The sequence below is a fragment of the Rhodococcus sp. G6(2025) genome (assembly GCF_058628105.1).
The window spans coordinates 650,769-674,591 of sequence record NZ_CP179750.1 but is presented as its reverse complement, the minus strand read 5'-3'; the positions used below and the strand labels follow the sequence as shown (position 1 = coordinate 674,591).

The 23,823-nt window shown below is 67.5% G+C and carries 20 protein-coding genes and 1 pseudogene; 7 read left to right on the top strand and 14 right to left on the bottom strand.

The features are described from left to right. Positions 1-30 precede the first annotated feature (30 nt). Both ACLIVD_RS03270 and ACLIVD_RS03265 read left to right on the top strand, forming a co-directional pair. On the top strand, positions 31-342 hold the full coding sequence (locus ACLIVD_RS03270; protein WP_105421809.1) for an ArsR/SmtB family transcription factor: 312 nt from the start codon (positions 31-33) through the stop codon (positions 340-342). Further along, on the top strand, positions 339-761 hold the full coding sequence (locus tag ACLIVD_RS03265; protein ID WP_280782918.1) for an SRPBCC family protein: 423 nt from the start codon (positions 339-341) through the stop codon (positions 759-761). Before ACLIVD_RS03270 ends, ACLIVD_RS03265 begins: the two co-directional genes overlap by 4 nt. Positions 762-766: 5 nt before the next feature. On the opposite strand, the gene ACLIVD_RS03260 is transcribed toward ACLIVD_RS03265, so the two are convergent. The 5 genes from ACLIVD_RS03260 to ACLIVD_RS03240 all read right to left on the bottom strand — a co-directional run bounded on the left by ACLIVD_RS03260 (position 767) and on the right by ACLIVD_RS03240 (position 7,103). Next, on the bottom strand, positions 767-1,411 hold the full coding sequence (locus ACLIVD_RS03260; RefSeq protein WP_491931944.1) for a hypothetical protein: 645 nt from the start codon (positions 1,409-1,411) through the stop codon (positions 767-769). Further along, a complete protein-coding gene (locus ACLIVD_RS03255; RefSeq protein ID WP_491931943.1) occupies positions 1,395-3,107 on the bottom strand; it encodes an FAD-dependent oxidoreductase in 1,713 nt (570 codons plus the stop codon). The genes ACLIVD_RS03260 and ACLIVD_RS03255 overlap by 17 nt, the downstream gene beginning before the upstream one ends. After that, positions 3,104-4,594 (bottom strand): flavin-containing monooxygenase, encoded by a 1,491-nt coding sequence (locus ACLIVD_RS03250; RefSeq protein ID WP_491931942.1) that lies wholly within the window; start codon positions 4,592-4,594, stop codon positions 3,104-3,106. Before ACLIVD_RS03250 ends, ACLIVD_RS03255 begins: the two co-directional genes overlap by 4 nt. Next, the gene (locus tag ACLIVD_RS03245; protein ID WP_491931941.1) at positions 4,591-5,184 is read right to left on the bottom strand and encodes a TetR/AcrR family transcriptional regulator; all 594 of its coding nucleotides are present in this window, start codon (positions 5,182-5,184) and stop codon (positions 4,591-4,593) included. Before ACLIVD_RS03245 ends, ACLIVD_RS03250 begins: the two co-directional genes overlap by 4 nt. A gap of 92 nt (positions 5,185-5,276) precedes the next feature. Beyond that, positions 5,277-7,103, bottom strand: coding sequence for a multicopper oxidase family protein (locus ACLIVD_RS03240; RefSeq protein ID WP_491931940.1), 1,827 nt, complete (start codon positions 7,101-7,103; stop codon positions 5,277-5,279). Between the two features lie 100 nt (positions 7,104-7,203). Between ACLIVD_RS03240 and ACLIVD_RS03235 the strand changes: the two genes are divergently transcribed. Beyond that, positions 7,204-8,142, top strand: a complete 939-nt coding sequence (locus ACLIVD_RS03235) for a formylglycine-generating enzyme family protein (RefSeq protein ID WP_280782925.1) — start codon at positions 7,204-7,206, stop codon at positions 8,140-8,142. Between the two features lie 81 nt (positions 8,143-8,223). Continuing rightward, positions 8,224-9,129 (top strand): hypothetical protein, encoded by a 906-nt coding sequence (locus ACLIVD_RS03230; protein ID WP_491931939.1) that lies wholly within the window; start codon positions 8,224-8,226, stop codon positions 9,127-9,129. Here ACLIVD_RS03230 and ACLIVD_RS03225 read toward each other — a convergent pair. The 5 genes from ACLIVD_RS03225 to ACLIVD_RS03205 all read right to left on the bottom strand — a co-directional run bounded on the left by ACLIVD_RS03225 (position 9,076) and on the right by ACLIVD_RS03205 (position 14,401). After that, positions 9,076-9,741, bottom strand: coding sequence for a GAP family protein (locus ACLIVD_RS03225; RefSeq protein ID WP_491931938.1), 666 nt, complete (start codon positions 9,739-9,741; stop codon positions 9,076-9,078). The two genes, ACLIVD_RS03230 and ACLIVD_RS03225, sit on opposite strands and share 54 nt — an antisense overlap. Positions 9,742-9,835: 94 nt before the next feature. Further along, complete coding sequence (locus ACLIVD_RS03220; protein ID WP_283332815.1) at positions 9,836-10,954, bottom strand: alpha/beta hydrolase family protein; 1,119 nt, start codon at positions 10,952-10,954, stop codon at positions 9,836-9,838. Between the two features lie 79 nt (positions 10,955-11,033). Beyond that, positions 11,034-12,065, bottom strand: coding sequence for an aspartate-semialdehyde dehydrogenase (locus ACLIVD_RS03215; RefSeq protein ID WP_011596739.1), 1,032 nt, complete (start codon positions 12,063-12,065; stop codon positions 11,034-11,036). Positions 12,066-12,068: 3 nt separating this feature from the next. Then, positions 12,069-13,334 (bottom strand): aspartate kinase, encoded by a 1,266-nt coding sequence (locus ACLIVD_RS03210; RefSeq protein ID WP_012691385.1) that lies wholly within the window; start codon positions 13,332-13,334, stop codon positions 12,069-12,071. A gap of 95 nt (positions 13,335-13,429) precedes the next feature. Then, a complete protein-coding gene (locus tag ACLIVD_RS03205; protein ID WP_283332814.1) occupies positions 13,430-14,401 on the bottom strand; it encodes a hypothetical protein in 972 nt (323 codons plus the stop codon). Positions 14,402-14,700: 299 nt separating this feature from the next. On the opposite strand from ACLIVD_RS03205, the gene ACLIVD_RS03200 reads away from it, so the two are divergent. Next, positions 14,701-15,687, top strand: coding sequence for a DUF2254 family protein (locus ACLIVD_RS03200; RefSeq protein WP_283332813.1), 987 nt, complete (start codon positions 14,701-14,703; stop codon positions 15,685-15,687). Positions 15,688-15,744: 57 nt separating this feature from the next. On the opposite strand, the gene ACLIVD_RS03195 is transcribed toward ACLIVD_RS03200, so the two are convergent. The 3 genes from ACLIVD_RS03195 to ACLIVD_RS03185 all read right to left on the bottom strand — a co-directional run bounded on the left by ACLIVD_RS03195 (position 15,745) and on the right by ACLIVD_RS03185 (position 19,298). Further along, entirely contained in the window at positions 15,745-17,082 is a 1,338-nt protein-coding gene (locus ACLIVD_RS03195) for a DUF1254 domain-containing protein (RefSeq protein ID WP_491931937.1), read from the bottom strand. 86 nt (positions 17,083-17,168) lie between these two features. Further along, positions 17,169-18,863, bottom strand: a complete 1,695-nt coding sequence (locus ACLIVD_RS03190; protein WP_283332810.1) for a SulP family inorganic anion transporter — start codon at positions 18,861-18,863, stop codon at positions 17,169-17,171. Positions 18,864-18,875: 12 nt separating this feature from the next. Next, entirely contained in the window at positions 18,876-19,298 is a 423-nt protein-coding gene (locus ACLIVD_RS03185) for a DUF7144 family membrane protein (RefSeq protein WP_491931936.1), read from the bottom strand. Between the two features lie 172 nt (positions 19,299-19,470). On the opposite strand from ACLIVD_RS03185, the gene ACLIVD_RS03180 reads away from it, so the two are divergent. Together ACLIVD_RS03180 and ACLIVD_RS03175 are read left to right on the top strand one after the other, a co-directional pair. Further along, entirely contained in the window at positions 19,471-20,595 is a 1,125-nt protein-coding gene (locus ACLIVD_RS03180; RefSeq protein WP_491931935.1) for an AI-2E family transporter, read from the top strand. After that, entirely contained in the window at positions 20,592-22,400 is a 1,809-nt protein-coding gene (locus ACLIVD_RS03175) for an alkyl/aryl-sulfatase (protein ID WP_491931934.1), read from the top strand. The genes ACLIVD_RS03180 and ACLIVD_RS03175 overlap by 4 nt, the downstream gene beginning before the upstream one ends. A 181-nt stretch (positions 22,401-22,581) precedes the next feature. Here ACLIVD_RS03175 and ACLIVD_RS03170 read toward each other — a convergent pair. Then, positions 22,582-23,610 (bottom strand): annotated as a pseudogene (locus ACLIVD_RS03170) (acyl-CoA dehydrogenase family protein). Between the last annotated feature and the right edge of the window lie 213 nt (positions 23,611-23,823).

Sequence of the window (23,823 nt, the reverse complement as noted above, 5' to 3'; positions counted from 1 at the left end):
TGTCGGAAATCTCCGACATAAAGTCGCGGCGTGCCCGACGACGACGTCTTCATCGCCCTCGCCAACCCCGTGCGACGGCGCCTGCTGGAAATCCTGATGGACGGCCCCCTCACCGCCGGGGACCTCGCCGGCCGGTTCGACCTCAGCCGGCCCGCGGTGGCAGAGCACCTGCAGGTCCTGCGCCGGGCCGGGCTCGTCCGCGACGAACCGTCCGGACGGCAACGGCACTACCACCTGACCGCCGAGCCGCTCGCCGACGTCGGCGACTGGCTGCACCCGTTCGAGCGGTTCTGGCGTGGCCGCTTGCGCACACTCGCCGAATTCCTCGAGGAGGACTCATGACCGACCGCACCACCACCACGATTTCCGTCGACCAGTTCATCGCCGCGCCACCCGCCAAGGTGTGGCGCGCCCTCACCGAGCCGGAACTGCTCGCCCGCTGGTGGGCCGCGGGCGACATCGCCGCCACTGTCGGGCATCGGTTCCACCTCGACATGCCCGGCTGGGGCGCCGTTCCCTGCGAGGTGGTCGAGGTCGAACCCGAGCGACGCTTCGTCTACACCTTCACCGAGAACTGGACGCTGGTCTGGCGCCTCGTTCCCGAGGGTGCGGGCACCCGCCTGTTCCTCGACCATTCCGGCTTCGACCTCGACGACAAGCGCAGCCGCGACGCTTTCGAGCGGATGGGTCCGGGTTGGCGCGACACCGTGCTGCCCCGTCTCGCCGGCGTGGTCGCGGACATCGGACCGCGACCCGCCTGATCCGGTCAGCGGAGTTGCGCGGGTCCGGTGGTCATCCGGCCGTCCGTGATCACGATGCCGTGGTGTGTGCCGGGCGTCAGCCAGTCACCGAGGGTGGGACCTTCGGCCGTCACGTCCACGCGGGCATACCGGAAATGGCCCCGAAGTCGCGCGGACGCCGTGACGAGGCCGTTGTCGCCGGGTTGAGCGAACCCCAGCGCGCCGGCAATCGGTAGCCGCGGGCCGCGTGGCCGAGTGCTCGTGGTGACGCGCCACGCGTCGGACGACGCCTCGAAGTCGCCGTGCACGTCGCCGTCGAACTCGGCAGGCACCTTCGGCAGGCTCCAGTGCACCCGTCCGCCGTGCACGGAGGGTTCCGAATCCACGGCGATGAACGGGACCGCCATGCGGGGCAGGACGCCGATGCGACGACCGGGCGCGCGGAGCACCGGACTGGCGAGGATTTCCCGGTAGGGGCCGACCGGCGAGTCCAGGTAGTCGACCATCATCGCCAGGGTCAACGGCACGGTGGCGCCGTCGGGTCCGAGCGCGCGGGCGGCCGCGGTGCTGCGGTGCCACCACAGTGTCGCGCGCACCCCCGCCGGCCACGGGGGTGGCGAGCTCTCGGGCCAGTCGGTGCGCTGGGTGGTCGATTCAGGCACGCTCCACATCGACTGTCTCCCTTCGGGTGGCGACCGTCAGCGGGAGCCGCAGCGCACCCGGCGCGTCGGCGGGCACCACCGGATTCCGGGGCGGCGACGGTTCGATACGTACGTATGGCTTGCCCGATTCGGGCCGGACATCGACCTCACCCTTGTTGGGCCACAACGCGAATGCACGCTCGGCCTGGGCGGTGATGGTGAGCGACGGGTTGACGCCGAGGTTCGCGCTCACCACGGAGCCGTCGGCCACGTGCAGACCGTCGTGTCCGTACGCCCGCAGGTAGGGGTCGACAACACCGGTGTCCGGCGAGTCCCCGATGGTGCAACCCCCGAGGAAATGCGCGGTCATCGGAATGTTCACGACGTCGGCGAACGAACCACCGGGGTCTCCCCCGATCCGTTCGGCCACCTTGCGGATGGCCGTGTGACCCTGCGGGATCCACTCGGGCGGCGGATCTCCGGGTCCGGGACGGCTGGTGACCGCGCGACCGAGGCGGCCCTTGCCCTTGGCCAGTTCGAGCGAATTGTCGTCGGTCTGCATCACGAGCGCGATCACGGTGCGTTCCGACCAGTGCCGCACCGACAGGCTGCGCACGAACGCCCCGGGGCGGCGCAACGCGACGCCGACCGTCTTCAGCAGCCGCGGCGTCCTGCCGCCGCCGTCGCTGAGGACGGTCTGCAACAGTCCGATCGCGTTGCTGCCCTTGCCGTACCGCACGGGCTCGATGTGGGTGTGATCGTCCGGGTGGAACGAGGACGTGATGGCCACGCCCTTCGTGAAGTCGGTGGCACGGTCCTTCGCCGTGGCCGCGAGCACCGCCTCCGAGTTGGTGCGCACCACCGATCCCAGCCTCGGCGACAACCGCGGCAGCGCACCGGATTCCTTCATCGCCAGCAGCAGCCGGGCGGTGCCGTACGTGCCTGCGGCGACGACCACCTGGTCGGCGGTGAACGTGTGCTCGCGCTTGCGGATGCCGTCGGTGCGGCGGGTCCGCAGCTCGTAGCCGCCACCCGATCGGGGGCGCAACTCCTTCACCGTCGTCAGCGGATGTATCCGGGCGCCCGACTTCTCGGCGAGGTGGAGGTAATTCTTGACGAGCGTGTTCTTCGCGCCCACCCGGCAACCCGTCATGCAGCTGCCGCACTCGGTGCACCCCGTGCGCTCGGGCCCCTCGCCGCCGAAGAACGGATCGGCCACCCGCGATCCCGGTTCGCCGAAGAAGACGCCCACCGGTGTGGACGTGAACGTCTCACCGGCGCCCATCTCCTCGGCCACCTCACGCATGACGGCGTCGGCGGGGGTGAACGACGGATTGGTCGTCACGCCCAGCATCCGTTTCGCCTGCTCGTAATACGGGGCCAGCTCCGACTGCCAGTCGGTGATGTGCGCCCACTGCTTGTCCTCGAAGAAGCGGCGCGGCGGCTGGTAGAGGGTGTTCGCGTAGTTCAGCGACCCACCCCCGACCCCCGCCCCGGCCATGACCAGGACGTCGGGGAGAAGGTGGATCCGTTGCACGCCGTAGCAGCCCAGCCAGGGTGCCCACAGGTAGCGCCGCAGCCGCCAGCTCGTCTCGGGCAGCTCGTCGTCGGCGAAGCGTCTGCCCGCTTCGAGAACGCCGACCCGGTAGCCCTTCTCGGTCAGCCTGAGCGCGGCGACGCTACCACCGAAACCGGAGCCGACCACGATCACGTCGTAGTGCGTCACGCGACGGTCTCCTTCGCGGCTTTGCGTCGTGAGACGTAGTTCTCCTGATCGAAACGTTGCAGCTGGGAGCGGAACTTCCAGGTGAAGGTCGGCCACTGCACCGAGTTCCGACCCTCGGAGTCGTAGTACCAGCTCGAGCAGCCGCCCTTGTTCCACACGGTGGTCTGCAGTTCGGATTGGATGCGGGTGTTGTACCGGCGCTGCGCCTCCTCGGTGACCTCGAAGGCGGTGATCCCGCTGTCGTGCATCACGTTCAAGGCGTCGGCGATGTACGCGGACTGCGATTCGAGCATGTAGACGATCGAGCTGTGCCCGAGGTTGGTGTTGGGACCGTACATCAGGAACAGGTTGGGAAACCCGGCGACGGTGGTCCCCTTGTACGCACTCGGGCTGCCGTCCCAGTGCTCGGCGAGGGTGCGACCGTTCGCGCCACGCAACGCGTGCGCCACAGGCGGTTCCGTCGGCGTGAAACCGGTCGCGAAGATGATGGTGTCGACCTTGTGCTCGTTACCCACCGCGTCGACGACGCCGTCCGGCGTGACCCCGGCGAGTCCCGCGTCGACGAGCGTGACGTCGGGACGGTCGAGAGTCCGGAGCCAGTCGTTCGACAGCAGCATCCGCTTGCAACCGATGGTGAAGTTCGGTGTGAGCTTCCGGCGCAGTTCGGGATCCCGCACCTGCCGGCGAAGATGCGCCTTGGCCACCATCTCGAATACCGGCAGCAGCCCGGTGGCGTGGGCGAGCACTCCGCCCAGCGCTTCACGGAAGCTGTACACCGAACCGCGGACGGCTTTCTGCACCAACGGCAGTCGACGATAGAGGCTCTTCTCGGAGCCGGACAGTTCGCGGTCGAGACGCGGGATCACCCAGGCGGGCGTGCGCTGGAACACGGTGAGATGCTCGGCTGCGGGCGCGATCTCCGGGACGAACTGCACCGCGGACGCACCAGTGCCGATCACCGCCACGCGCTCACCGGTGAGGTCGTGGTCGTGGTTCCACGTGGCCGAGTGGAACGTGGTGCCGCCGAACGTCTCCAACCCGGGCATGTCCGGGACGCTGGGAGTCGACAGCGCACCGGTCGCGGCCACCACGACGTCGGCCGTCAGCGTTCCGCGGCTCGTCCGAACAGTCCAGATGGCCTCGTCGTCGTCCCAGTGCGCTTCCTGCAGTTCACAATCGGTCACCACCCGGGACCGGACACCGGTGTCGGCCGCGACCTTCTTCAGATAACGGTGGATCTCGGGTTGGCGGGCGAACGTGTGACTCCAGTCGGCACTCGGCGCGAACGAGTACGAGTACAGCGACGTCGGGACGTCGCACGCACATCCCGGGTAGGTGTTGTCTCGCCACGTGCCGCCGACGTCGTCGCCGCGCTCGATGATCAGGACGTCGGCCTGCGGCTGCGTCTGCAGGATGCGCGCCGCCAGTCCCATGCCGGCGAAACCGGCCCCCACGATGAGGGTGTGTACGTGTTGCGGAAGATTCACGACTTCTCCACCTTCGATTCCCACACGGGCAACAGCCGCGCGCGTAGTGACTGTTCGGCCTCGGGGGTGCGGAACAATGCCGACACCGCCAGACCGCGAACCAATTCGATAGTGAGCTCGATGGCGTCGGCGTCGAACCGATCGCCGAACACCGCCGCCGACCCGCGGCGCAGAGCGTCGTTGACCTTCCGCTCGAGCGGAACCGTCGCCTCGTACAGCGCCTGGTCGGTGCGGGCGGCCACCCACAACTCGAGGGCCGCATAGAACAGCGGGCCGGAGAAGGCGTCGGCGAGCACTTCGACGCCGCGGCCGGCATCCACTTCGGTTGCGAGGATCTCCTCCAGCCGCTTGTCCACGAGATGTTCCACGGCGGCCACCACCAGCGACTCCTTGGTCGGGAAATGGTGCAGCTGCGCGCCCCGCGACACCCCCGCCCGCCGGGCGATTCCCTGCGTGGTGGTGCGGGCGTACCCCAGCTCGACCAGGGAGTCGACGGCCGCATCGAGCAGCTTCGTGCGCATCGCCGCGGTCCGCTCGGCCTGCGTGCGGGTCGGTTTGACCACTTCTGTGTCAGGTGTCACACCCAGCACTGTAGGCGGAAAAAAGAAAACAGTCCAGACTGCTTTTAAGTTTCACCTGTGAGTACTTATCAACCGCCCGACGTTAATAAGTACTCACGGGCCTACGGCACCAGTCGGTACCGCAGCATCATGTCGTGGTCCTCGTGGTCGAGCATGTGGCAGTGCCACACGTAGCCCTGCAGGGGATGCGAGGTCTGCTCCATGTGGCCGTGTCCGCCTTCGGAGTGATTCATCGTGTGCGCCGACATCCCGAACGTGGCGTCCGGGTCGAAGCCGAGTTCGTCCGCGGTCGGGAACCGGACGATGATCCGGGTGATCGAGTTCGCGTCCGCGATCACCGTGTCCTTGAACCCCGACTCCCACACCTGCGGCGCCAGGTTCGGCCCGAGCACGAACGGGTCCGCCGACGGCGTCCACCGCATCCCGACCGCGGGCACCGGAACGGCCTGCATCAGGGCGTTCGTGTCGATCGCCTGCCGTCCGATCACCCGGAACGTCACCAGATGCAGGTGGATCGGATGCGGTTCGGGCGTGACGTTGACGATGTTCCACTGCTCGACGGTGCCCTGCCGGGGCATCTCGATGTCGTCGGTCGTATAGCGCAGGTTGTTCAGCGACATCAGCGGGGACGGCTGACCGGGGCCCTGCGCGAGCTGCATCACCGACACGTTGCGCACGACCGACGGCGGCGCGACGGGCGGGAGGACGGCGAGACCACGGCTTCCGCCCCGGAGCGTCTCCGGGACGCCACCGGTGAACCCGGCGGCGGTTCCGACCCGGAACCGGCAGAACCGCGGCATGATCTGCACCCCGCGCTGCGCGACCTGCGCGGGGATCGGCTCGTCGTTGCGCAGTTCCACGGTCGTGCCGGGCGCGAGGGTTCCGAAGTCGACGAGGAGGTCCACCCGCTCGCCGGGTCCCAGCCGGACGTGGTCGGTGGCGACCGGCGCGTCGAGCAGACCGCCCTCGGCGCCGATCACCCAGAACCTCATCCGGTTTTCGAAGAACAGATTCCACACGCTGAACGATGCGGCGTTCACCATCCGCAGGCGGTACAGGCCCCGTGCCACCGACATTTCCGGCCACACCTTGCCGTTCACCACCCCCACGTCACCGGGTGTGGCGGCCTCCCAGCTGCCCTGCGGGTTCAGCGGGTTCGAGCGGACACTCTGCCGTCCGTCGTCGGTGAAGTTCTTGTCCTGCAATATCAGCGGGAGTTCGAATTCGCCCGAGGGCAGACCGAGCGGGTTGCCGCTCCGACCGGTGTCGTACTCGTCGCGCAGCAGGTACATGCCTGCCAGCCCGGCGTAGATGTTGAGCCGGGTGACGCCCATCGCGTGGTCGTGATACCAGAGCGCGCAGGCTTCCTGCCGGTTCGGGAACTCGTGCACCATCCCCTGCCCGGGCCGCAGAGTGTCCTCGGGGTGCCCGTCGAACTCGGGGGGCGTCCGGCCGCCGTGCAGGTGCAGCGACGTCGGCACCTGGGTGCGGTCCTGCTCGCTCACTCCGTGGATCCGCGTGTCGACGTCGGCGGCGAGGGGGTTGCTCGCGATGTCGTTGCGGTAGGTCAGCGAGGTCAGCTCGCCGACGTGGGCTTCGATCGTCGGGCCGAGGTAGTCCATGCCGCCGTAGCCCAGGGCCGGCGACGCGGTCAGATCGGGGTGGAACACGTGCGTCGTGCTGCTGGCGTGCACCTCGACTGCGCTCCCACCCACCATCGGCAACGGCGGCAACTGTTCCCGGAACGGCTGGAGCGGCGGCGAGGAAAAGACGAACGGCCGCAGCGGATCGATCCCGAACGGGTAGGCACTCGCCGATCCCACCCCGACGGCCCCGAGCCCGGCCGTCAGCGCCAGTCCACGAACGAACGACCTACGCGGAATCCGTCGATCCATTCGGAGGAGCCCCCTGCACGGTGAGAACAGCATTGCGAATCGAGTAGCCGACGGTACCGCAACCGTTGCCCCTCTCACCGGGTTTACGGGGCGTCCCTTCGCGCAGCGACCACCCTCGTGCCAGTCTGACTCCATGACCGGTGCAGCTCCGAAGAACATGGAATGGATCCCCGGGGGCACCTTCTGGATGGGTTCGGAGGACTTCTACCCCGAGGAACGCCCCGTCCACCAGGTGACCGTCGACGAATTCTGGATGGACGCGCACCAGGTCACCGTGGCCGAGTTCCGGCGATTCGTGAAGGACACCGGCCACGTCACCACCGCCGAGATAGCCCCCGACCCCGCGCAGTACCCGGGCGCGGATCCGGCTCTGCTCGTGCCCGGTTCGCTCGTATTCACCCCCACACCGGGGCCCGTCCCGCTCGACGACTACACCCGCTGGTGGTCGTTCACACCGGGCGCGGATTGGCGCCACCCTGAGGGTCCGGGCAGCAACGTCGGCGGACGCGAACGCCATCCCGTCACGCACGTGTCGTGGTTCGACGCCCGCGCCTACGCGGAATGGGCGGGCAAGGATCTGCCGACCGAGGCCGAATGGGAGTTCGCCGCCCGCGGCGGGCTGGACCGGAAGCCGTTCGTGTGGGGAGAGGAACACGAACCGGGCGGCAGGCCCGCCGGCAACGTCTGGCAGGGACGGTTCCCGTGGGAGAACCTCCTCGAGGACGGCTTCGCGGGGACGTCGCCGGTCGGCCATTTCCGGCCCAACGGTTACGAACTCAGCGACATGGCCGGCAACGTGTGGGAATGGACCACCGACTACTTCACCACCGATCACTCCGCGAGCGGGAAGAACGTCGCGCCTGCCAGTTCCTGCTGCATTCCCACCAACCCGCGAGTCGAGACGGCGCGCGCGGAGAACCCGGACGAGCCCTACGCGCGCCGCGTGATCAAGGGCGGCTCGCATCTCTGCGCGCCCAACTACTGCCTGCGCTACCGACCCTCGGCCCGGCAGGGTGACACCGAGGAGACGTCGACGTGCCACATCGGGTTCCGGTGCATCATCCGCCCGTGACGGGCGTTCTCACCTGACGCGGATGATGACAAGCGGGCCCGAACGGTGTTCGCTCGAGGTGTGCGGTCGACGAAACTGTCTGTGGCGCTGGCCAGGGAAGCTCTGGCCGCGCGCACCGAAACGGCCAACGGCTGGTTGCAGGGCACACCTCCCGGCCGCACGGTTCGGCGCGTCATCGACGGGCTGATCGAGATCGAGCTCGTCGACCGGTCGATGACGCTCGCCGCCAGGATCTTCACGTCGGTGCTGCCCGTGATGATTGCGGCATCGACGCTGAGCGGTTGGAACGTGACCGCACGCACCATCAAGACCCAGTTCGGCTTCGACCCCACGGAACTGACGACCACGCCCGGCACTGTGGACACCACCAACCCCTCCTTCGCCGCGTTCGGGGTCGTCGGTCTGCTGATGATCGCGATCAGCGGCACGTCCTTCGCGAGGGCCCTCGCCCGGATCTACGCCAAGATCTGGAACGTCCCGTCGATCACCCTTCGAGACGCCTGGCGGTGGCTCGTCGTCCTGTTCGCCGTTGCGCTGTCGGGGACGGCGATCGGCCTGGCCGGCGAGCTCACGAGCATCCGGTTGATCGGTCCACCTCTCGCAGTCGCCGGGGAGTTCGCGGTGTGGATGGCCGTGTGGACCCTCAGCCCGTACCTCCTGACGATGGGCACGCTCAAGGGCCGTGTGCTCTGGGCGACCGGCGCGCTGACCGCCGGCGCGCTCACCGCTCTCCACGTCGGCGGGCGTCTGCTCCTGCCCCGGATCACCGCCGCAGCGCAACACCAGTTCGGGCCGCTCGGCCTGGTGTTCACCGCGATCAGCTGGCTGTTCGTCCTGTCGGTCGTGATCGTGGGGTCCGCGGTGATCGTCAAGGCCATCGCGCTCGACGAGGGTTACGTCGGGCATTACCTGCGGGGACCGGACGCTGTCGCGTCAGAACAATCCGCCGCATCCCTTACCGAGGACGACGGCGCCCATCACGAGTAGCAGCACGCTCATCACCGCGGCGTTGTTGGACTGGAGCCAGACCTTGAGGTTGTCGAGGGTTCCGCGCATCTTGTCGGCTGCGACGGCGTAGGCGATGACCGGGACGAGGACGGTCGATCCGGCCAGCACCGTGTACACGATCAGCGCCACGACCTGCTCGCCGCCGCTCACCCCGGCCGTGCCGATCCCGACGCCCGCGGACACGCAGAGCAGCAGGTTCTTGGGATTGATTGCCGCCAGCGCGAATCCGAGACCGGTGGATTTCACGAAGTTCAGGTCGTCGATGGCCTGCATCCACTTCGGTGGCTCCGCGTGGGCATTGCGGCTTCTCCATTGCCGTCCCGCGAGCAGGAGCAGCAGCACACCCAGAACCACCTTCACCCATGACGCCGTCGCCGACGGACCGTCGGAGTCGGACGTGTCGATGCTGCCGGCGAGGAACATGAAGATGCCCGTCGCAACAAGAATTCCCAGGATCCAGCCGACGCCGAAGCCTGCGCTCGCACCGCCCGCACGCTTCGACAGCAGCATCAGGATGACGGCGATGATCGGTATCGGCGAGATCGCGACACCCACGGCGAGCGGTAACAGTTCTCCGATGACTGAGCCCATGTCCGAACCGTAGGGTCGGGGCGCCGTCTCCGCCTCGCACGTGTCGGGTGAACCGCACGTGAGTGGCAAAGTGTGCTCGGGTACGCGTTGCCACTCACCTGGGGGACAGCACGCGCGCCGCGAACGCGAGGGACTCCGGCATGGAGGCCATCAGTGATTCGCGGTGGTTCTCGGCGGCGAGTTGCTGGTATTCGACGTTCACGCCGTGCTGCTGCATCTCGGCGAGCTGCGCCCATGTCAACGGAATCGGCACCGACGTGTCGGACAGACTGTGCACCACCCGCAGGGGGCGGTCGAACCCGTCGACGGGCACCTGCTGCATCTCCCGGAACAGCGCCCGGAACTGCTCGTTCCACAGGGGCGCCGCGAACAGGTCGCCGACCGAAGTGGGATGGGCGAGCAGGTACCGGCCGAGTTCCCGGCTGCAGGTCACCTTCGCCAGCTCCATCAATTCGATCCCCTTCGGCGACAGATACCGCCGGATGTCGATCTCGGGGCGCTGGTCGTCGATGCCGGCGAGGGTCAGCAACGCATAGTTCACGATTCCGGTTGTCGGCAGAGCCGGAATCGCGGGACCCGCGGCCGGGAAGAGCTGTTCGAGGTGCGTCGGCGCCGCCACGGCGACGGCACCCCGATAGTCGAGTGCGGGTGCCCGGGCGGCGGCCTCGCGGGCGGCGAAGTAGGTCGCGTGCCCGCCCTGCGACAGTCCCGTGACGATCCACCGGTCGCTGAGCACGTCGCCGTAGACGTCGTGGGCGGCCAGGACGATGTCGACGGCGTTCGCGGCGGCGGCAGGGCCGTCGAGGTAGGCATTGACACCGGGCGTGCCGATTCCCGCGTAATCCGTTGCTGCGACGGCGTATCCGGCGGCCAGCCATTGCTCGATCGCGGGCAGTTCGACGTAGTTGAACCCGGCGACGGACGGCGCGCACTGGTCGGCGACCCCGACCGTGCCGTGCGCGTAGGACACCACCGGCCAGCCGCCGACGGGGGGATCACCCCGGGGAAGGAAGATCGATCCGGTCGACTCACCGGTCGCGGTCGCGGTGCGCAGCGTCGAGTAGCGGACCCGGATGCTGTCGCCTGCCTGACCGGGGACTGCGGCGGGTGGAAGTTCGTCCTGCGACAGCAGGATTCCCGGCTGCGCGGACGCCTCGCTCGCACCGGTGAGCAGCAACAGAACCGCCGCCACCGCAGCACCGACGACTCTCATCGGCTCAGTATCCACCCGCAACCGACACGTGAGTGGCAAAGCGTGCGGAAGCACACTTTGCCACTCACGTGGGGGGAGATCAGACCAGCAGTTCGGCGATCTGAATGGTGTTGAGGGCGGCACCCTTACGCAGGTTGTCGCCGGACACGAACAGTGCCAGACCGCGACCCTCGGGGACACCCGGATCCTGACGGATACGCCCGACCAGCGACGGGTCGCTGCCCGCGGCCTGGAGCGGGGTGGGGACGTCCACCAGCTGCACACCGGGAGCCTTCGACAGGAGCTCCTGCGCACGCTCCACCGACAGCGGACGCTCGAATTCGGCGTTGATCGACAGCGAGTGGCCCGTGATCACGGGGACGCGGACGCACGTGCCCGACACCAGCAGGTCGGGCAGGCCGAGGATCTTGCGGCTCTCGTTGCGGAGTTTCTGGTCCTCGTCCGTCTCACCGCTGCCGTCGTCGACGATCGAACCGGCCAGCGGCAGAACGTTGAACGCGATCGGTGCGACGTACTTGTTCGGGGCCGGGAAGTCGACGGCGCTGCCGTCGTGCACCAGCTTCTCCGCGTCGTCGATGACGGCGCGGGCCTGGCCCACCAGCTCCTCGACACCGGCGATTCCACTGCCCGACACGGCCTGGTAGCTCGACACGATGAGACGCTGCAGACCGGCCTCGTCGTGCAGAACCTTCAGCACCGGCATCGCGGCCATCGTGGTGCAGTTGGGGTTGGCGATGATGCCCTTCGGCGGGTTCTTCGCCTGCTCCGGGTTGACCTCGCTGACGACCAGCGGGACGTCGGGGTCCTTGCGGAACGCCGACGAGTTGTCGACGACCGTGGCACCTGCCGCGGCGAACCGCGGGGCCTGCTCACGAGAGAGGGTCGCACCGGCCGAGAACAGGGCGATGTCGATGCCCTTCAGGTCCTCGTCGGACGTCGCGGACGCGTCCTCGACGACGATCTCCTCGCCGCGAAACGGCAGCTTCTTGCCCGCCGACCGCGCGGAAGCGAAGAACCGGACCTTGTCCGCGGGGAAGTTCCGTTCCTCGAGGAGGGTGCGCATGACGATGCCGACCTGTCCGGTGGCACCGACGACAGCGATGGTGGTCATGATCTACCGTCCCGTTCCTGCGTGCACGACGGCTTCTTCGTCGCCGCCGAGCTCGAATGCATCGTGGATCGCCTTCACGGCCTTGTCCAGCTCCACATCCTTGACGAGCACCGAGATGCGGATCTCGGACGTCGAGATGAGGTCGATGTTGACACCGGCCTTTGCGAGAGCCTCACAGAACGTCGCGGTGACGCCCGGGTGGCTCTTCATGCCGGCGCCGACGAGCGACACCTTGCCGATGTGGTCGTCGAACAGCACCTGCGTGAAGCCGATGTCGCCCTGCAGCTTGGTCAGCTTCTCGACGGCGCGCGGGCCGTCGGCGGTGGGCAGGGTGAACGTGATGTCGGTCTTGCCGGTCTCGACCTTCGAGATGTTCTGCAGCACCATGTCGATGTTGATCTCCGCCTCGGCCACCGCGCGGAAGACCTGCGCGGCGTAACCCGGGGTGTCGGGCAGGCCGACGACGGTGATCTTGGACTCGCCGCGATCGTGCGCGACTCCGGTGATGATTGCCTCTTCCACGGGGATGTCCTCCATCGATCCGGACACGATGGTGCCCGGCTTGGTCGTGTATGACGAACGGACGTGCACAGGCACGTTGTATCGGCGGGCGTACTCGACGCAGCGGAGCATGAGCACCTTCGCGCCGCACGCCGCGAGCTCGAGCATCTCCTCGAACGACACCGTCTCGAGACGCTGCGCGTCGGGAACGATGCGCGGGTCGGCGGTGAAGATGCCGTCGACGTCGGTGTAGATCTCGCAGACGTCGGCCTCGAGGGCCGCTGCGAGGGCCACCGCGGTGGTGTCCGAACCGCCGCGCCCGAGGGTCGTCACGTCCTTGCTGTCCTGGCTGACGCCCTGGAACCCGGCGACGAGGACGATCGAGCCCTCGTCGAGCGCATCCCGGACGCGGCCCGGTGTGACGTCGATGATCTTGGCGTTGCCGTGAGCACCGGTGGTGATGACGCCCGCCTGGGAGCCCGTGAACGAACGGGCCTCCGCACCGAGCGAATGAATTGCCATCGCGACGAGAGAATTGGAAATGCGCTCACCGGAGGTCAGCAGCATGTCCATTTCGCGGGCGGGTGGGGCTGGGCACACCTGCTGAGCCAGATCGAGCAGCTCATCAGTGGTGTCCCCCATCGCTGAAACCACGACGACGACATCGTTGCCGGCCTTCTTGGTCTCGACGATCCGTTCAGCCACTCGTCGGATTCTCTCGGCGGTTGCCACCGAGGATCCGCCGTACTTCTGGACGACGAGAGCCACGCGTTTCTACCTCCAGGTCGATGAATCTGTACTGGTCCAGCTGTCGAGCTTACCGGCGGAGTCCAATCTGATCCCGGGTGAGTCCGTTCGGACGCCTATCCGAACGCCGTGTTCACGGCGTCCGCGACCCTCGCCACGGCCGCGCAGTTCGGCCCGTGAACAGTGACGACTGCACCCGCGTGACCGAGCCTGCGGGTGAACTCGTCGACGCCCGCTCCGGGCCGTGTGATGTCGATCGGCTCGCCCATCGGGCTCGTCCACCGGCATCGGTCGCCGACCGTCTCCGGCTCGGCGGGAACGGGTGGTCGGTTTTCCTTGACCGGCGACATCGTGAACGACACGGTCACCTCACTCCCGGGCACCCGATTCGGGTTCGGAAACAGCACGCAGTCGAACGGGGTGGGCGGCGATTCCGGGTCGACGACGCGTCCGCCCGCCGTGGTTCCCAGCACGTCGAGTACTTCACACGGGTCGTGGACCGCGAGCGCCACTTGATGCGCGGACGAGGCGTCACGAGTGGGCAGTCCCGACCGCATCCTGTCGATCGCCGCGTCCAGCACCGCGTCGGCGAGCGGGCAGGCGTCCTGGCCGGCGACGGTTCCGGCGCGGACGGTGGCCAGCTGCCGTTCCACCTGTTCCTGGTCGATTCCGAGGTTCAGCCGGAAGACGCGCTCACACGTCCCGCGGGTCGGGTCGGCGCCCGCACCGCGGTAGACGGTCACCCCGTCGACCGTCTCCGGCCGGGTCAGCGCCGCGTCGGACAGCATCGACGGAAGCAGGGACAACTCCACGTAGGTGGTCGCGCCGCCGGGCCCGGCCATCAACGCCGAACACACCGGCAGTTGCACGGCGGACCCGTACTGCTGGACCGTCCCGGCACCCCGCACCACGGCCACGTCGAGCAGTCCGCACGGATCGGCGTCGCGGAGCGCGTCCTCGACGTGGATGTGCCGTTGCTGCCCGGGGCTCAGTTCCTGCAGCGGAGAAGCCCCCGCAGTCCCCGACACGCTGTGCGCGCACCCGGACGTGATCACGGCGCACAGGAGCGCTGCGGCAACTTTCTTCACTCGATCCCCCCTCGAATCGGCACGAACACTACCGCCGACTCGGGATCATCGGAGGGAGGAAGGGGCGCCGTGAACAGAGCAGCCGAGTTCCCCCGGTCCGGATCGGATTCGCGACCGATTCTGCGCGCACTGCGCCGCCGCCCACCGTTGCGATTGGGGCTCGTCCAGCTCGGCTATCTGTTCGGCGGTTTTCTCCTCGGCCTCGCGCTCCCCACCCTCGACATCGGTCCCCGGACAAGTGGCACCAGCAGGGCACCCTGCTGTTCACTCTCGCCGGCGCCGTCATCACGCTGGCGAGCGTGGTGTTCTCGCTGCTGTTCCTCGTGGGTCAGTTCGGCGCCACGACGCTGACCCCGCGATTGACGCTGTTCCGCGACGACCCGCTGGTGTGGAACTCCTTCGGGATCTTCCTGGGTTTCTTCGTCTTCGCGACCACGGCGGGCCTGGTCGTCAACCAGAAGGACGCGGTGCCGGTGGCGATCCCGGTGGCGGCCGTGATCCTCACGGTCGTCGCACTCGCCGTCATGCGGATCCTGCAACTGCATGCGTTCCGCTCGATCCAGCTCGCACCGACACTCGCCGACGTCACCGCCCGCGGCGAAGCGGTGCTCGCCACCCTCTACGGCACGGAACCGGCGGGATCGGAAAGGTCGGGCGGTCCGGGCGGTGCCGTCGTCCGGTGGACCGGCACCGGCGGGATGCTGTGTCAGATCGACCTGCCGAAGCTGGCGCACCTCGCGCGCGAAGCGGATGTCCTGGTGCGGATGCGGGTCCGTGTGGGTGACGCCCTGATCCCCGGATCAGTCGTCATGAGCGTCGACGGCGCTGCCGGATTCGACAGCCGCGCGATGCTGGGATGCCTGGACGTGCGGATCGACCGGTCCTTCGACCAGGATCCGATGCTGGCGTTCCGCATCGTCGACGACATCGCCCTGCGCGCGTTGTCACCGGCTGTCAACGATCCCGCGACCGCCGCCCAGGCCGTCGACTGCGTGGGAACTCTGTTGTCGAGGATCAGTCACCGACCGGTCGACGTCGGCGACGTCGCGGACACGGAGGGAGAACTGCGCGTCGTCGTGCTCCTTCCCGACTGGGACGACTACGTGTCGGCGGCGTTCGACGAGATCGCCGACGCCGCCCGGCACCAGCCGTTCGTCGCCCGCCACCTCCTGCAGACCATCGACTCACTGATCGGTTCCGCCCCCGCGCACCGGCAGTCCGCGCTGGAACGACGCAGCGCCTGGGTCCGCGCACACTGCGACCTGCCGCCGACGTTCAGGTCGTGACCGGTGGTGTCTCGTGCCGGGCAGCGTCGTACGACGTTCGATCAGCTGCGCCCCTGATCAACTGGTCTTCACGAAGGGCGGGATCTCGAACGTTCCGTCGAACACCTCCGGCTTGGGGCTGTACATCCGGAGCAGCGGCCGGAACCCGACTGCCGGTGTCGGCAGCCAGTTGGCGCGGGCCACCGGATCGGCCGGGGCGTCCGCGCTGAGCGTGATGGTCAGCGAACCGTCGTCCGCGAACACCAGTCCCGGCGTGCGGTCACCGATCGAGTAGCGGTCGATCGGATTGTCGACGAGGTAGAAGTCCGGGAGGTCGTACATGGTGATCGACCAGAACGCGTCGACCGGTGGGGTCGGCGCGAACGTGAGTGTGTAGGTGTGATCGCCGGACAGTTCGTTGCCTTCGCTGTCGTGGTAGATCGGCGCATATGCGGCCTCGTAACCGTGGTTTCCCCACAGCCCCGCCATCGCGGCGCCGGCCCGCAGTCCCAGCGCCTTCGAGCGGTCCTCGATCCGCCAGTCGGGTGAGTCGAGGGTGCCGATCTCGAAGAAGTCGTCGTTGTAGTCGAAGGCGTGGTACATCAACTGCCAGCCGTTGACCACCTCGCTTCCTGCACCCGATTTCAGTGCGGCGACCAGTGACTGGTGCCCGGCCTCGGCACCGGCCGTGAGCACGGCCGCGAGGTCCGGCGGCGCTTCGAGGTACGGCGACGGCCCGGTCTCGAGCAACCCGAGCGGGGCGAACGCCTGTTGTGCGACGAGGTCCTGCGCGGCGGGTGGGTACGCCTGCGAGTACACCCGCAGCTTCTCCCAGAACTGAAGTTCCACGGGGACGTTCGGGTCGGGGACCGGCAGGCCCTCCGCCGGTTCCTGCTCGCCGACGGGTTCCAACGTGAGGGCCGACTGCAGTCGCTTCACCCGCTCCAGGTCGGCCTCGCCGTCGCAGGCCCACCGGCCGATGACGGTGCCCACCGCGGTGGGAAACGCGATCTGCGTCGCGCCGTCGGGGACCTCACCGGACCACCCGGGACCGGTCAACAGGTAACGGCCGGCCGCCGTTCCCGTCGCACGTTTGCCGACGTACGCGAAGTTGTCGGTCCACGCATCGACGAATTGCAGCACGTAGTACGCCCCACCGGCGTCGGGGACTCGCAGCAACTGCGGTCCGTGGCCGAGATCGATCTGGGCGATCGAATAGATGGTGTCGTTGTTGACCGAGACGAACGTGTCCTGCGGCCCGGCGAGTGTGCGGGCGTGGCTGAATTTGTTGAAGGGTCCCGCGTCGAGGCTCCCCATCCCCTCCGACACGAAGCGGTTCACCTGGTCGAGGTCGAACACCAGCGGAAAACCGTACATCCACGCCTTCGCGGCGAGTTCCTGCAATCCTGTGCTCACGACTGTCTCCTGTCATGGGCGGCTCCGCCGCCCGTGCGCCTTTGTGGTAGCTGCAGCAACCACAAAGGCGCACGGGTGCGGAGCGCCTACTGTCGGTGCGGTTCTGCGAGAGCCTCTCGCACGGTCGGATAGAGGCCGACGGGGGTCGCGCCCGAACCCGAGGTTCGTATCGTGTCCCGGAACTGCCCGATGTCCCGCGCCACACGTAGCTCTATTCCCCGGCGCGCGAGCACATCCCGTAACTGCACGAGCATCTGAGCGGCACTGACGTCGACGAACGGCGACGTCTCGGCGTCGAGGACCACCACTCGCGTGTCGTCGGTGCACATGTCCTCGATGCGGTCCTTGACGTGATCGGCGTTCGCGAAGAACAGTCCCGCCTCGACGCGCACCACGACCACGTGCGGTGTGGTCGGGAGGTCGGGGTGACGCTCGGCGTCCACCCACAGCGACCCTTCCTTCGCGAGCGCCGCGACGTGGGGACGCGACGCCCGGTAGAGCAGCAGCAGCATCGACACGCCGATGCCGATGACGAGTCCGGGCAGGGTGTCGAACAGGAGCACGCCCACCATCGCGGCGAGGGCGGCCGCGAAATCGGCTCGCGCGGCGTATCCGTAGATGCTGCCGAGCCTTTCGGTCCACACCCCGTAGAGCCGGCGCAGCGCGGAGATGTCGACGAGTTCGATGACGGCGGCGATGACCACCGCGGCGAGCGTCGCCTCGGGGAGTTTCTCGAACAGTCCGGTGAGGAACAGCAGGGTCACCACGGTGAGGACCGCGACGACGAGACCGCTGACCTGCGATTTGGCGCCGGCCCCGCCGTTGACCGCCGTCTTGGAGAGGCTGCCGTTCACCACCATCCCCGAGCACAGCCCGGAGCCGAGATTGGCTGTTCCGAGGCCGAGGAGTTCCCGGTTGGCGTCCACCTCGTAGCCCTCTTTCGCGGCGTATGTCTTCGCGGCACCGAGCCCTTCCGCGAACCCGATGAGCAGCACGCCCACTGCGGGGCCGAGAAGGTCGATGTAGTCGTCGAAGCCGACACCGTCCGGCAGTCCCACCGACGGCAGACCGGAGTCGATGTGACCAACGATGTCGACACCTCGACCGTCCAAACCGAACACGGCGACCGCGGCGATACCGAGGAGGACGGCCAGCAGCGAACCGGGGACGAGCGGCAGCCACCGTGTGAATCCGAGAACCACGACGAGACTGAGCACACCGACGACGAGTGTGCCCCAGTCGATGTCGCCCAGGTGGCTGACGACTCCCCAGGCCTGTTCGAAGAAATTGCCGTGCTCCTTCTCCACGCCGAGGAGGGCAGGAACCTGCCCGATGATGATGGTCAGAGCCAGCCCCACGATGAAGCCCTTCAGCACCGGCTCCGAGATGAACGACGCGATGAAGCCCAGACGGAGGAGCCCCGCGAGCAGCCCGGCGATGCCGGTGGCAATCGCCAGCACTGCTGTCAGGGCCGCGTACTTGCCGCCGTCCGCCCCGGCGAGCGGCGCGACGATGGCAGCCGACAGGGCGGCCGTCGCCGACATCGGCCCCACCACCAGATGCCGGGAACTGCCGGCCGCCGCGTAAAGGATCAGGGCGGGTATCGCCGCGTACAGACCGACGACAGGGGGGACTCCCGCGATGGTCGCGTAGGCCAGGGCCTCCGGGACCAGCACGGCCCACACGGTCAGGCCCGCGATCACGTCGGGCCTGACCCATCCTTTTTGATACTCCTGCAGCGAGCCGAACACCGGCCAGGTGCCGGTCGCGGAACTCACCACGTCGTCATCGTCCTAGTCCCTGGCGGTGTCCCAGGTGGTGACCGCCCAGATCACGACGACGTCGAGCGCGATGATCAGAATCGACCACAGCGGGTAATAGGGCAGCCAGAGGAAGTTCGCGAGGATCGACAGCGCGGCGATGCAGACTGCCACGACACGGGCCCAGGTGGCGCCCGTCATGAGGCCGATCGCGCTGATGACCAGAACGACACCCAGAACGATGTGGATCCATCCCCACGCGGTGGTGTCGAACTGGTAGGTGTACTCGACGCCGACGACCAGCAGGTCGTCGGAGGCGACGGCGGCGATGCCCTGGAAGAACGAGATCACGCCGACGGTCAGCAGCAATATCGCCGCTGCCAGCGACGTTCCCGCGGCAAAGCCCTGTTTGACAGGGCTGGTGGTCCTGGACTCCGGATGTGTCGTCATGTCCATGCCCTTCTCGAAAGGATGTGCTCGAACAGTGGAATCCTGCGACTTCGCGATGGCATCGGCATCATCCGCGCCGGGTGATCCTCATCTGCAACGGATGATGTGTCGTCGTCGGCCGGGTGCAACAGTCGATTCGGGGCACCCCGGTTGGCCGATTGTTGCGAAGGGACACGCGATGACCGATCCGCAGGACGTATCCGGCGCGGCGCCGGATTCTCAGTGGTCGATGCCGCGGGGCCTGATCGTGATCCTCGGCCTGGCCGCGCTCGTCGTCACCGTGGCGGGGATCCAGGTGGCCGCGTCGATAGTCGGCCCGATCTTCCTCGCGCTCATGCTGACCGTCGCGGTCCATCCGCTGCCCGAATGGCTTCACCGAAAGGGTCTCCCGACCTGGCTCGCCACGATCGCGGCGATCCTGGTCGTCAACAGCATCATTCTCGTCCTCGTGCTGTCGCTGGCCCTGTCGGTCGCCCAGCTCGCCACGCTCCTACCGGAGTACGCGGACGACTTCACCGCCCTCATCGATGACGCCCAGAGCTTCCTGAACAGCAACGGCGTGAACTCGACCGATTCCCAGACCCTGCTCTCCCAGGTGGATTACGGCAAGGTCTTCGGCTTCGTGGAGGCGATCCTGCAGGCAATGCTGGGCGTCTTCTCGAATCTGCTGTTCGTCCTCGCCCTTCTGCTGTTCATGGCCGTCGACGGAAGTTCCTACGGTGCGCGGATGCGGATCGTCACGCAGATGCGTCCCGACATCGCCACCGCTCTCACGTCGTTCTCGGCCGGGACCCGCACGTACCTGATCGTGTCCACCGTGTTCGGGCTGATCGTCGCCGTCATCGACACCGGGGCACTGTGGGCGCTGGGAATTCCGCTGCCGATCCTGTGGGGACTGCTGTCGTTCATCACCAACTACATCCCGAACGTCGGGTTCATCCTGGGGCTGGTTCCGCCGGCCCTGCTCGCACTGCTCCAGGGCGGTCCGGGACTGATGCTGACGGTCATCGTCGTGTACAGCGTCATCAACGTCATCATCCAGTCGGTGATCCAGCCGAAGTTCGTCGGTGACGCGGTGGGCCTGTCCGTGACGTTCACGTTCCTGTCGTTGGTGTTCTGGGCGTGGATCCTCGGGCCGCTCGGCGCGATCCTGGCAATCCCGTTGTCGTTGATGGCGAAGGCGCTGCTGATCGACATCGACCCGTCCACGCGTTGGGTGAACACGATTCTCAGCAGCGCTCCCACTCCCCCTGCACCGGTTCCTGCCCCCTCCCCACCGCGACACGAGAAGGAAGAATCATGACACCCGATTTCTCGGACACCACCGATTTCGAGGACGCCGACCGCGGTTTCGTCGACCGTCTCGACCCCTGCACCGTCACGAGTGGGGACGGTCGCGTGGTGTGGGACATGCAGGAGTATTCGTTCCTGAACGGTGACTGCCCGGACACCGCCGACCCGAGCCTGTGGCGTCAGTCGCAACTGTGCGCGAAGAACGGTCTGTACGAAGTCACCGAGGGCATCTACCAGCTACGCGGAATCGACCTGTCCAACATGACGATCGTCGAGGGCGAGACGGGTGTCCTGGTGATCGACCCGCTGATCTCGCAGGAAACGGCGGCCGCCGCGCTTGCGCTGTACCGGAAGAACCGTGGCGACCGGCCCGTCACCGGAGTCATCTATACGCACTCCCACATCGATCACTTCGGTGGTGTCGTCGGCGTTCTTCCGGACGGTCGCGGCGACGTCCCGATCCTCGCCCCCGAAGGTTTCCTCGAACACGCGGTCTCCGAGAACGTCTATGCCGGAACGGCAATGGGCCGGCGCGCCACCTACATGTACGGACCGCTGCTCCCCAAGGGCCCGCGCGGGCACCTCGGGGCGGGGCTCGGAACGAACACCTCGGCGGGTCGACCCGGACTGATCCCACCGACCGTCGACATCACCCACACCGGCCAGGAGGAGACCGTCGACGGCATCCGGATCGTCTTCCAGGTGACACCCGGAACGGAGGCGCCCGCCGAGATGAACTTCCTGTTCCCCGACCACCGGGCACTGTGCATGGCGGAGAACGCCACCCACAATCTGCACAATCTCCTCACGCTGCGGGGCGCGCTGGTCCGGGACCCCCGCGCCTGGTCGCGGTACCTCGACCAGGCGATCGAGATGTTCGACGGCGGCTACGACGTCGCTTTCGCCTCCCACCACTGGCCGACGTGGGGTCGCGACCGGGTGGTGACATTCCTGTCGCAGCAGCGCGACCTGTACCAGTACCTGCACGACCAGACCCTGCGGATGCTCAACACCGGGATGACGGGAATCGAAATCGCGGAGGACTTCCCACTACCGCCTGCCCTCGAATCCTCCTGGCACGCACGCGGTTACTACGGCTCGGTGAGCCACAACGTGAAGGCGATCTACCAGCGGTACATGGGCTGGTTCGACGGCAACCCGACGTCGCTGTGGCAGCACCCACCGGAGAACGCGGCCACGCGGTACGTCGAATGCATGGGCGGTCAGGACGAGGTCCGGGCCAAGGCGCAACGGTATTTCGACGACGGCGACTTCCGGTTCGCCGCCGAACTCTCGAAGCATGCGGTGTTCGCCGACCCGTCGGACAGCGACGCGAAAGAACTGCTCGCCCGCACGTACGAACAACTCGGATTCGGTGCGGAGAACGCGACGTGGCGCAACTTCTACCTCACGGGTGCACTCGAACTGCGCGGCGGCATCGTCGCCCCGCCGCTCAGCGACCTCGGCGCAGACATGCTGAGCGCACTCACGATCGAGCAGATCTTCGACTCCGTCGCCCTCCGCATCAACGGCCCACGTGCCTGGGACAAGTCCCTCGTCGCGGAGTGGCACTTCACCGAACCCGAAGCGCACTACCGGACGACGCTGTCCAACGGTGCGCTCATCCAGACGGTCGCGCCGAGGACCACGACGCAACCGGACGTCTCACTGACCCTGACGAAGATGCAGTTGCTCGGACTGTTCGCCGGCAAGGGACTGGAGGGCATCGAGGTGACGGGTGACCCGTCGAAGCTCCTTGTCCTCACGGAACTTCTCGACGCACCCGACAGCGCGTTCCCGATCGTCACGCCGTAGGCGCTTCGCGCCCGTGCGCCTTTTTGGTAGCTGGGACAACCAGAAAGGCGCACGGGCGGCGAAGCCGCCTACCCGTCTGTGATGAGCGCCCACAGGCCCCGTCCCCGGCGATCTGTGGCGAAGACCTGGTCGAGCACGCGTGCGAACTCCCGCATCTCGGTGTCGGTTGCCGGTCCGGTCATCAGCGCATCCCCAATCCCCGCGCGATGACACCGCGCAGAATCTCACTCGTACCCCCTCGCAGTGTGAACCCGGGGCGCTGCATCACGCCGGCACGGACCAGTTCGGCGAACCGTTCGCTGCCTGCCTCCGGTTCGCCGGGCAGTTCCTCGACGAGGTCCGCGATATCACCTTCGGCTTCGTGCCGAGGACCTTCACCACTGAAGCACCGAGTTCGGCGTCGTCACCACGCCCCAGTGCCTCCGACACCGCACGGGACATGTGATGGAGTCCGAAGGTCCGGGCGACGAGCGCTCCGATGCGGGCATCGGCCGGTTGCCGTCCCTCCCCGATTTCCTCGGCCATCGCGGCGAGGATCGGGAACGTGGACATGAACCGTTCCGGGCCACTGCGTTCGAACCCGAGTTCGGACGTGACCTGCTTCCAGCCTTCGCCGATGCGGCCGAGCACCAACTCGTCCGGCACGAACACGTCGTCGAGGATCACCTCGTTGAAATGGTGGTCGCCCGACATCGACAGGAGGTGGGCGCCGGACGTCCACAATTTGGTCCCGGTGATCCGCCAGCCGCCGTCGACCCGGACCGCTTTCGTGCGGACGCTCGCGAGGTCGGAGCCCGATTCCGGTTCGCTCATTCCGATCGCCCAGCTGATCTCGCCGCCCGCGATTCCGGGGAGGAACCGCTGCTTTTGTTCCTCGGTGCCGTAGGTGAGCAGCGACGGTGCGGCCTGCCGGTCCGCGACCCACTGTGCGGCGACGGGCGCGCCGACGGCCAGCAGTTCTTCGGTGACGACGAACCGCTCCATGAACGTGCGGCCCTGCCCTCCGTACTCCGCCGGGATCGTCATGCCCAGCCAGCAGCGGGCTGCGAGGGCCTCCGTGAAGTCCGGATTCCACCGGGTGAGCCAGTGTCCACACCGGGTGTGAACACGCCGGCGTCGATCTGCTCGCCAGGAACGCTCGCACCTCGGCCCGCAACGCGTCGAGTTCATGATCGGGTGGGCCCGCGGCCGGCACCACTTGTGTGTGCATGCTGTCTACTTCCGTCGACGAGTGTGTCGAATGCTTCCGCAGGCTCACGCCTGCAACGCGGCTTTAGCCAATTTTCTCAGGTCCCCGCGGAGTGACGGACTCCGAATCGGGTGCACGATCGCGATGACGAAGTAGTCCGAACACCATCACGACAGCGTGGCGTTCCCGTTCGGTAAAACACGTTCACCCACACAAAACAACGCATTCTCGCTA

What these genes read in the sequence shown, in the direction of transcription:
- ACLIVD_RS03175 (WP_491931934.1), top strand. Translation starts at nt 20,592, where the DNA reads ATGACACCCGATTTCTCGGACACCACCGATTTCGAGGACGCCGACCGC.
- ACLIVD_RS03220 (WP_283332815.1), bottom strand. Translation starts at nt 10,954, where the DNA reads ATGAGAGTCGTCGGTGCTGCGGTGGCGGCGGTTCTGTTGCTGCTCACC.
- ACLIVD_RS03240 (WP_491931940.1), bottom strand. Translation starts at nt 7,103, where the DNA reads ATGCTGTTCTCACCGTGCAGGGGGCTCCTCCGAATGGATCGACGGATT.
- ACLIVD_RS03215 (WP_011596739.1), bottom strand. Translation starts at nt 12,065, where the DNA reads ATGACCACCATCGCTGTCGTCGGTGCCACCGGACAGGTCGGCATCGTC.
- ACLIVD_RS03235 (WP_280782925.1), top strand. Translation starts at nt 7,204, where the DNA reads ATGACCGGTGCAGCTCCGAAGAACATGGAATGGATCCCCGGGGGCACC.
- ACLIVD_RS03185 (WP_491931936.1), bottom strand. Translation starts at nt 19,298, where the DNA reads ATGGACATGACGACACATCCGGAGTCCAGGACCACCAGCCCTGTCAAA.
- ACLIVD_RS03180 (WP_491931935.1), top strand. Translation starts at nt 19,471, where the DNA reads ATGACCGATCCGCAGGACGTATCCGGCGCGGCGCCGGATTCTCAGTGG.
- ACLIVD_RS03265 (WP_280782918.1), top strand. Translation starts at nt 339, where the DNA reads ATGACCGACCGCACCACCACCACGATTTCCGTCGACCAGTTCATCGCC.
- ACLIVD_RS03260 (WP_491931944.1), bottom strand. Translation starts at nt 1,411, where the DNA reads ATGTGGAGCGTGCCTGAATCGACCACCCAGCGCACCGACTGGCCCGAG.
- ACLIVD_RS03225 (WP_491931938.1), bottom strand. Translation starts at nt 9,741, where the DNA reads ATGGGCTCAGTCATCGGAGAACTGTTACCGCTCGCCGTGGGTGTCGCG.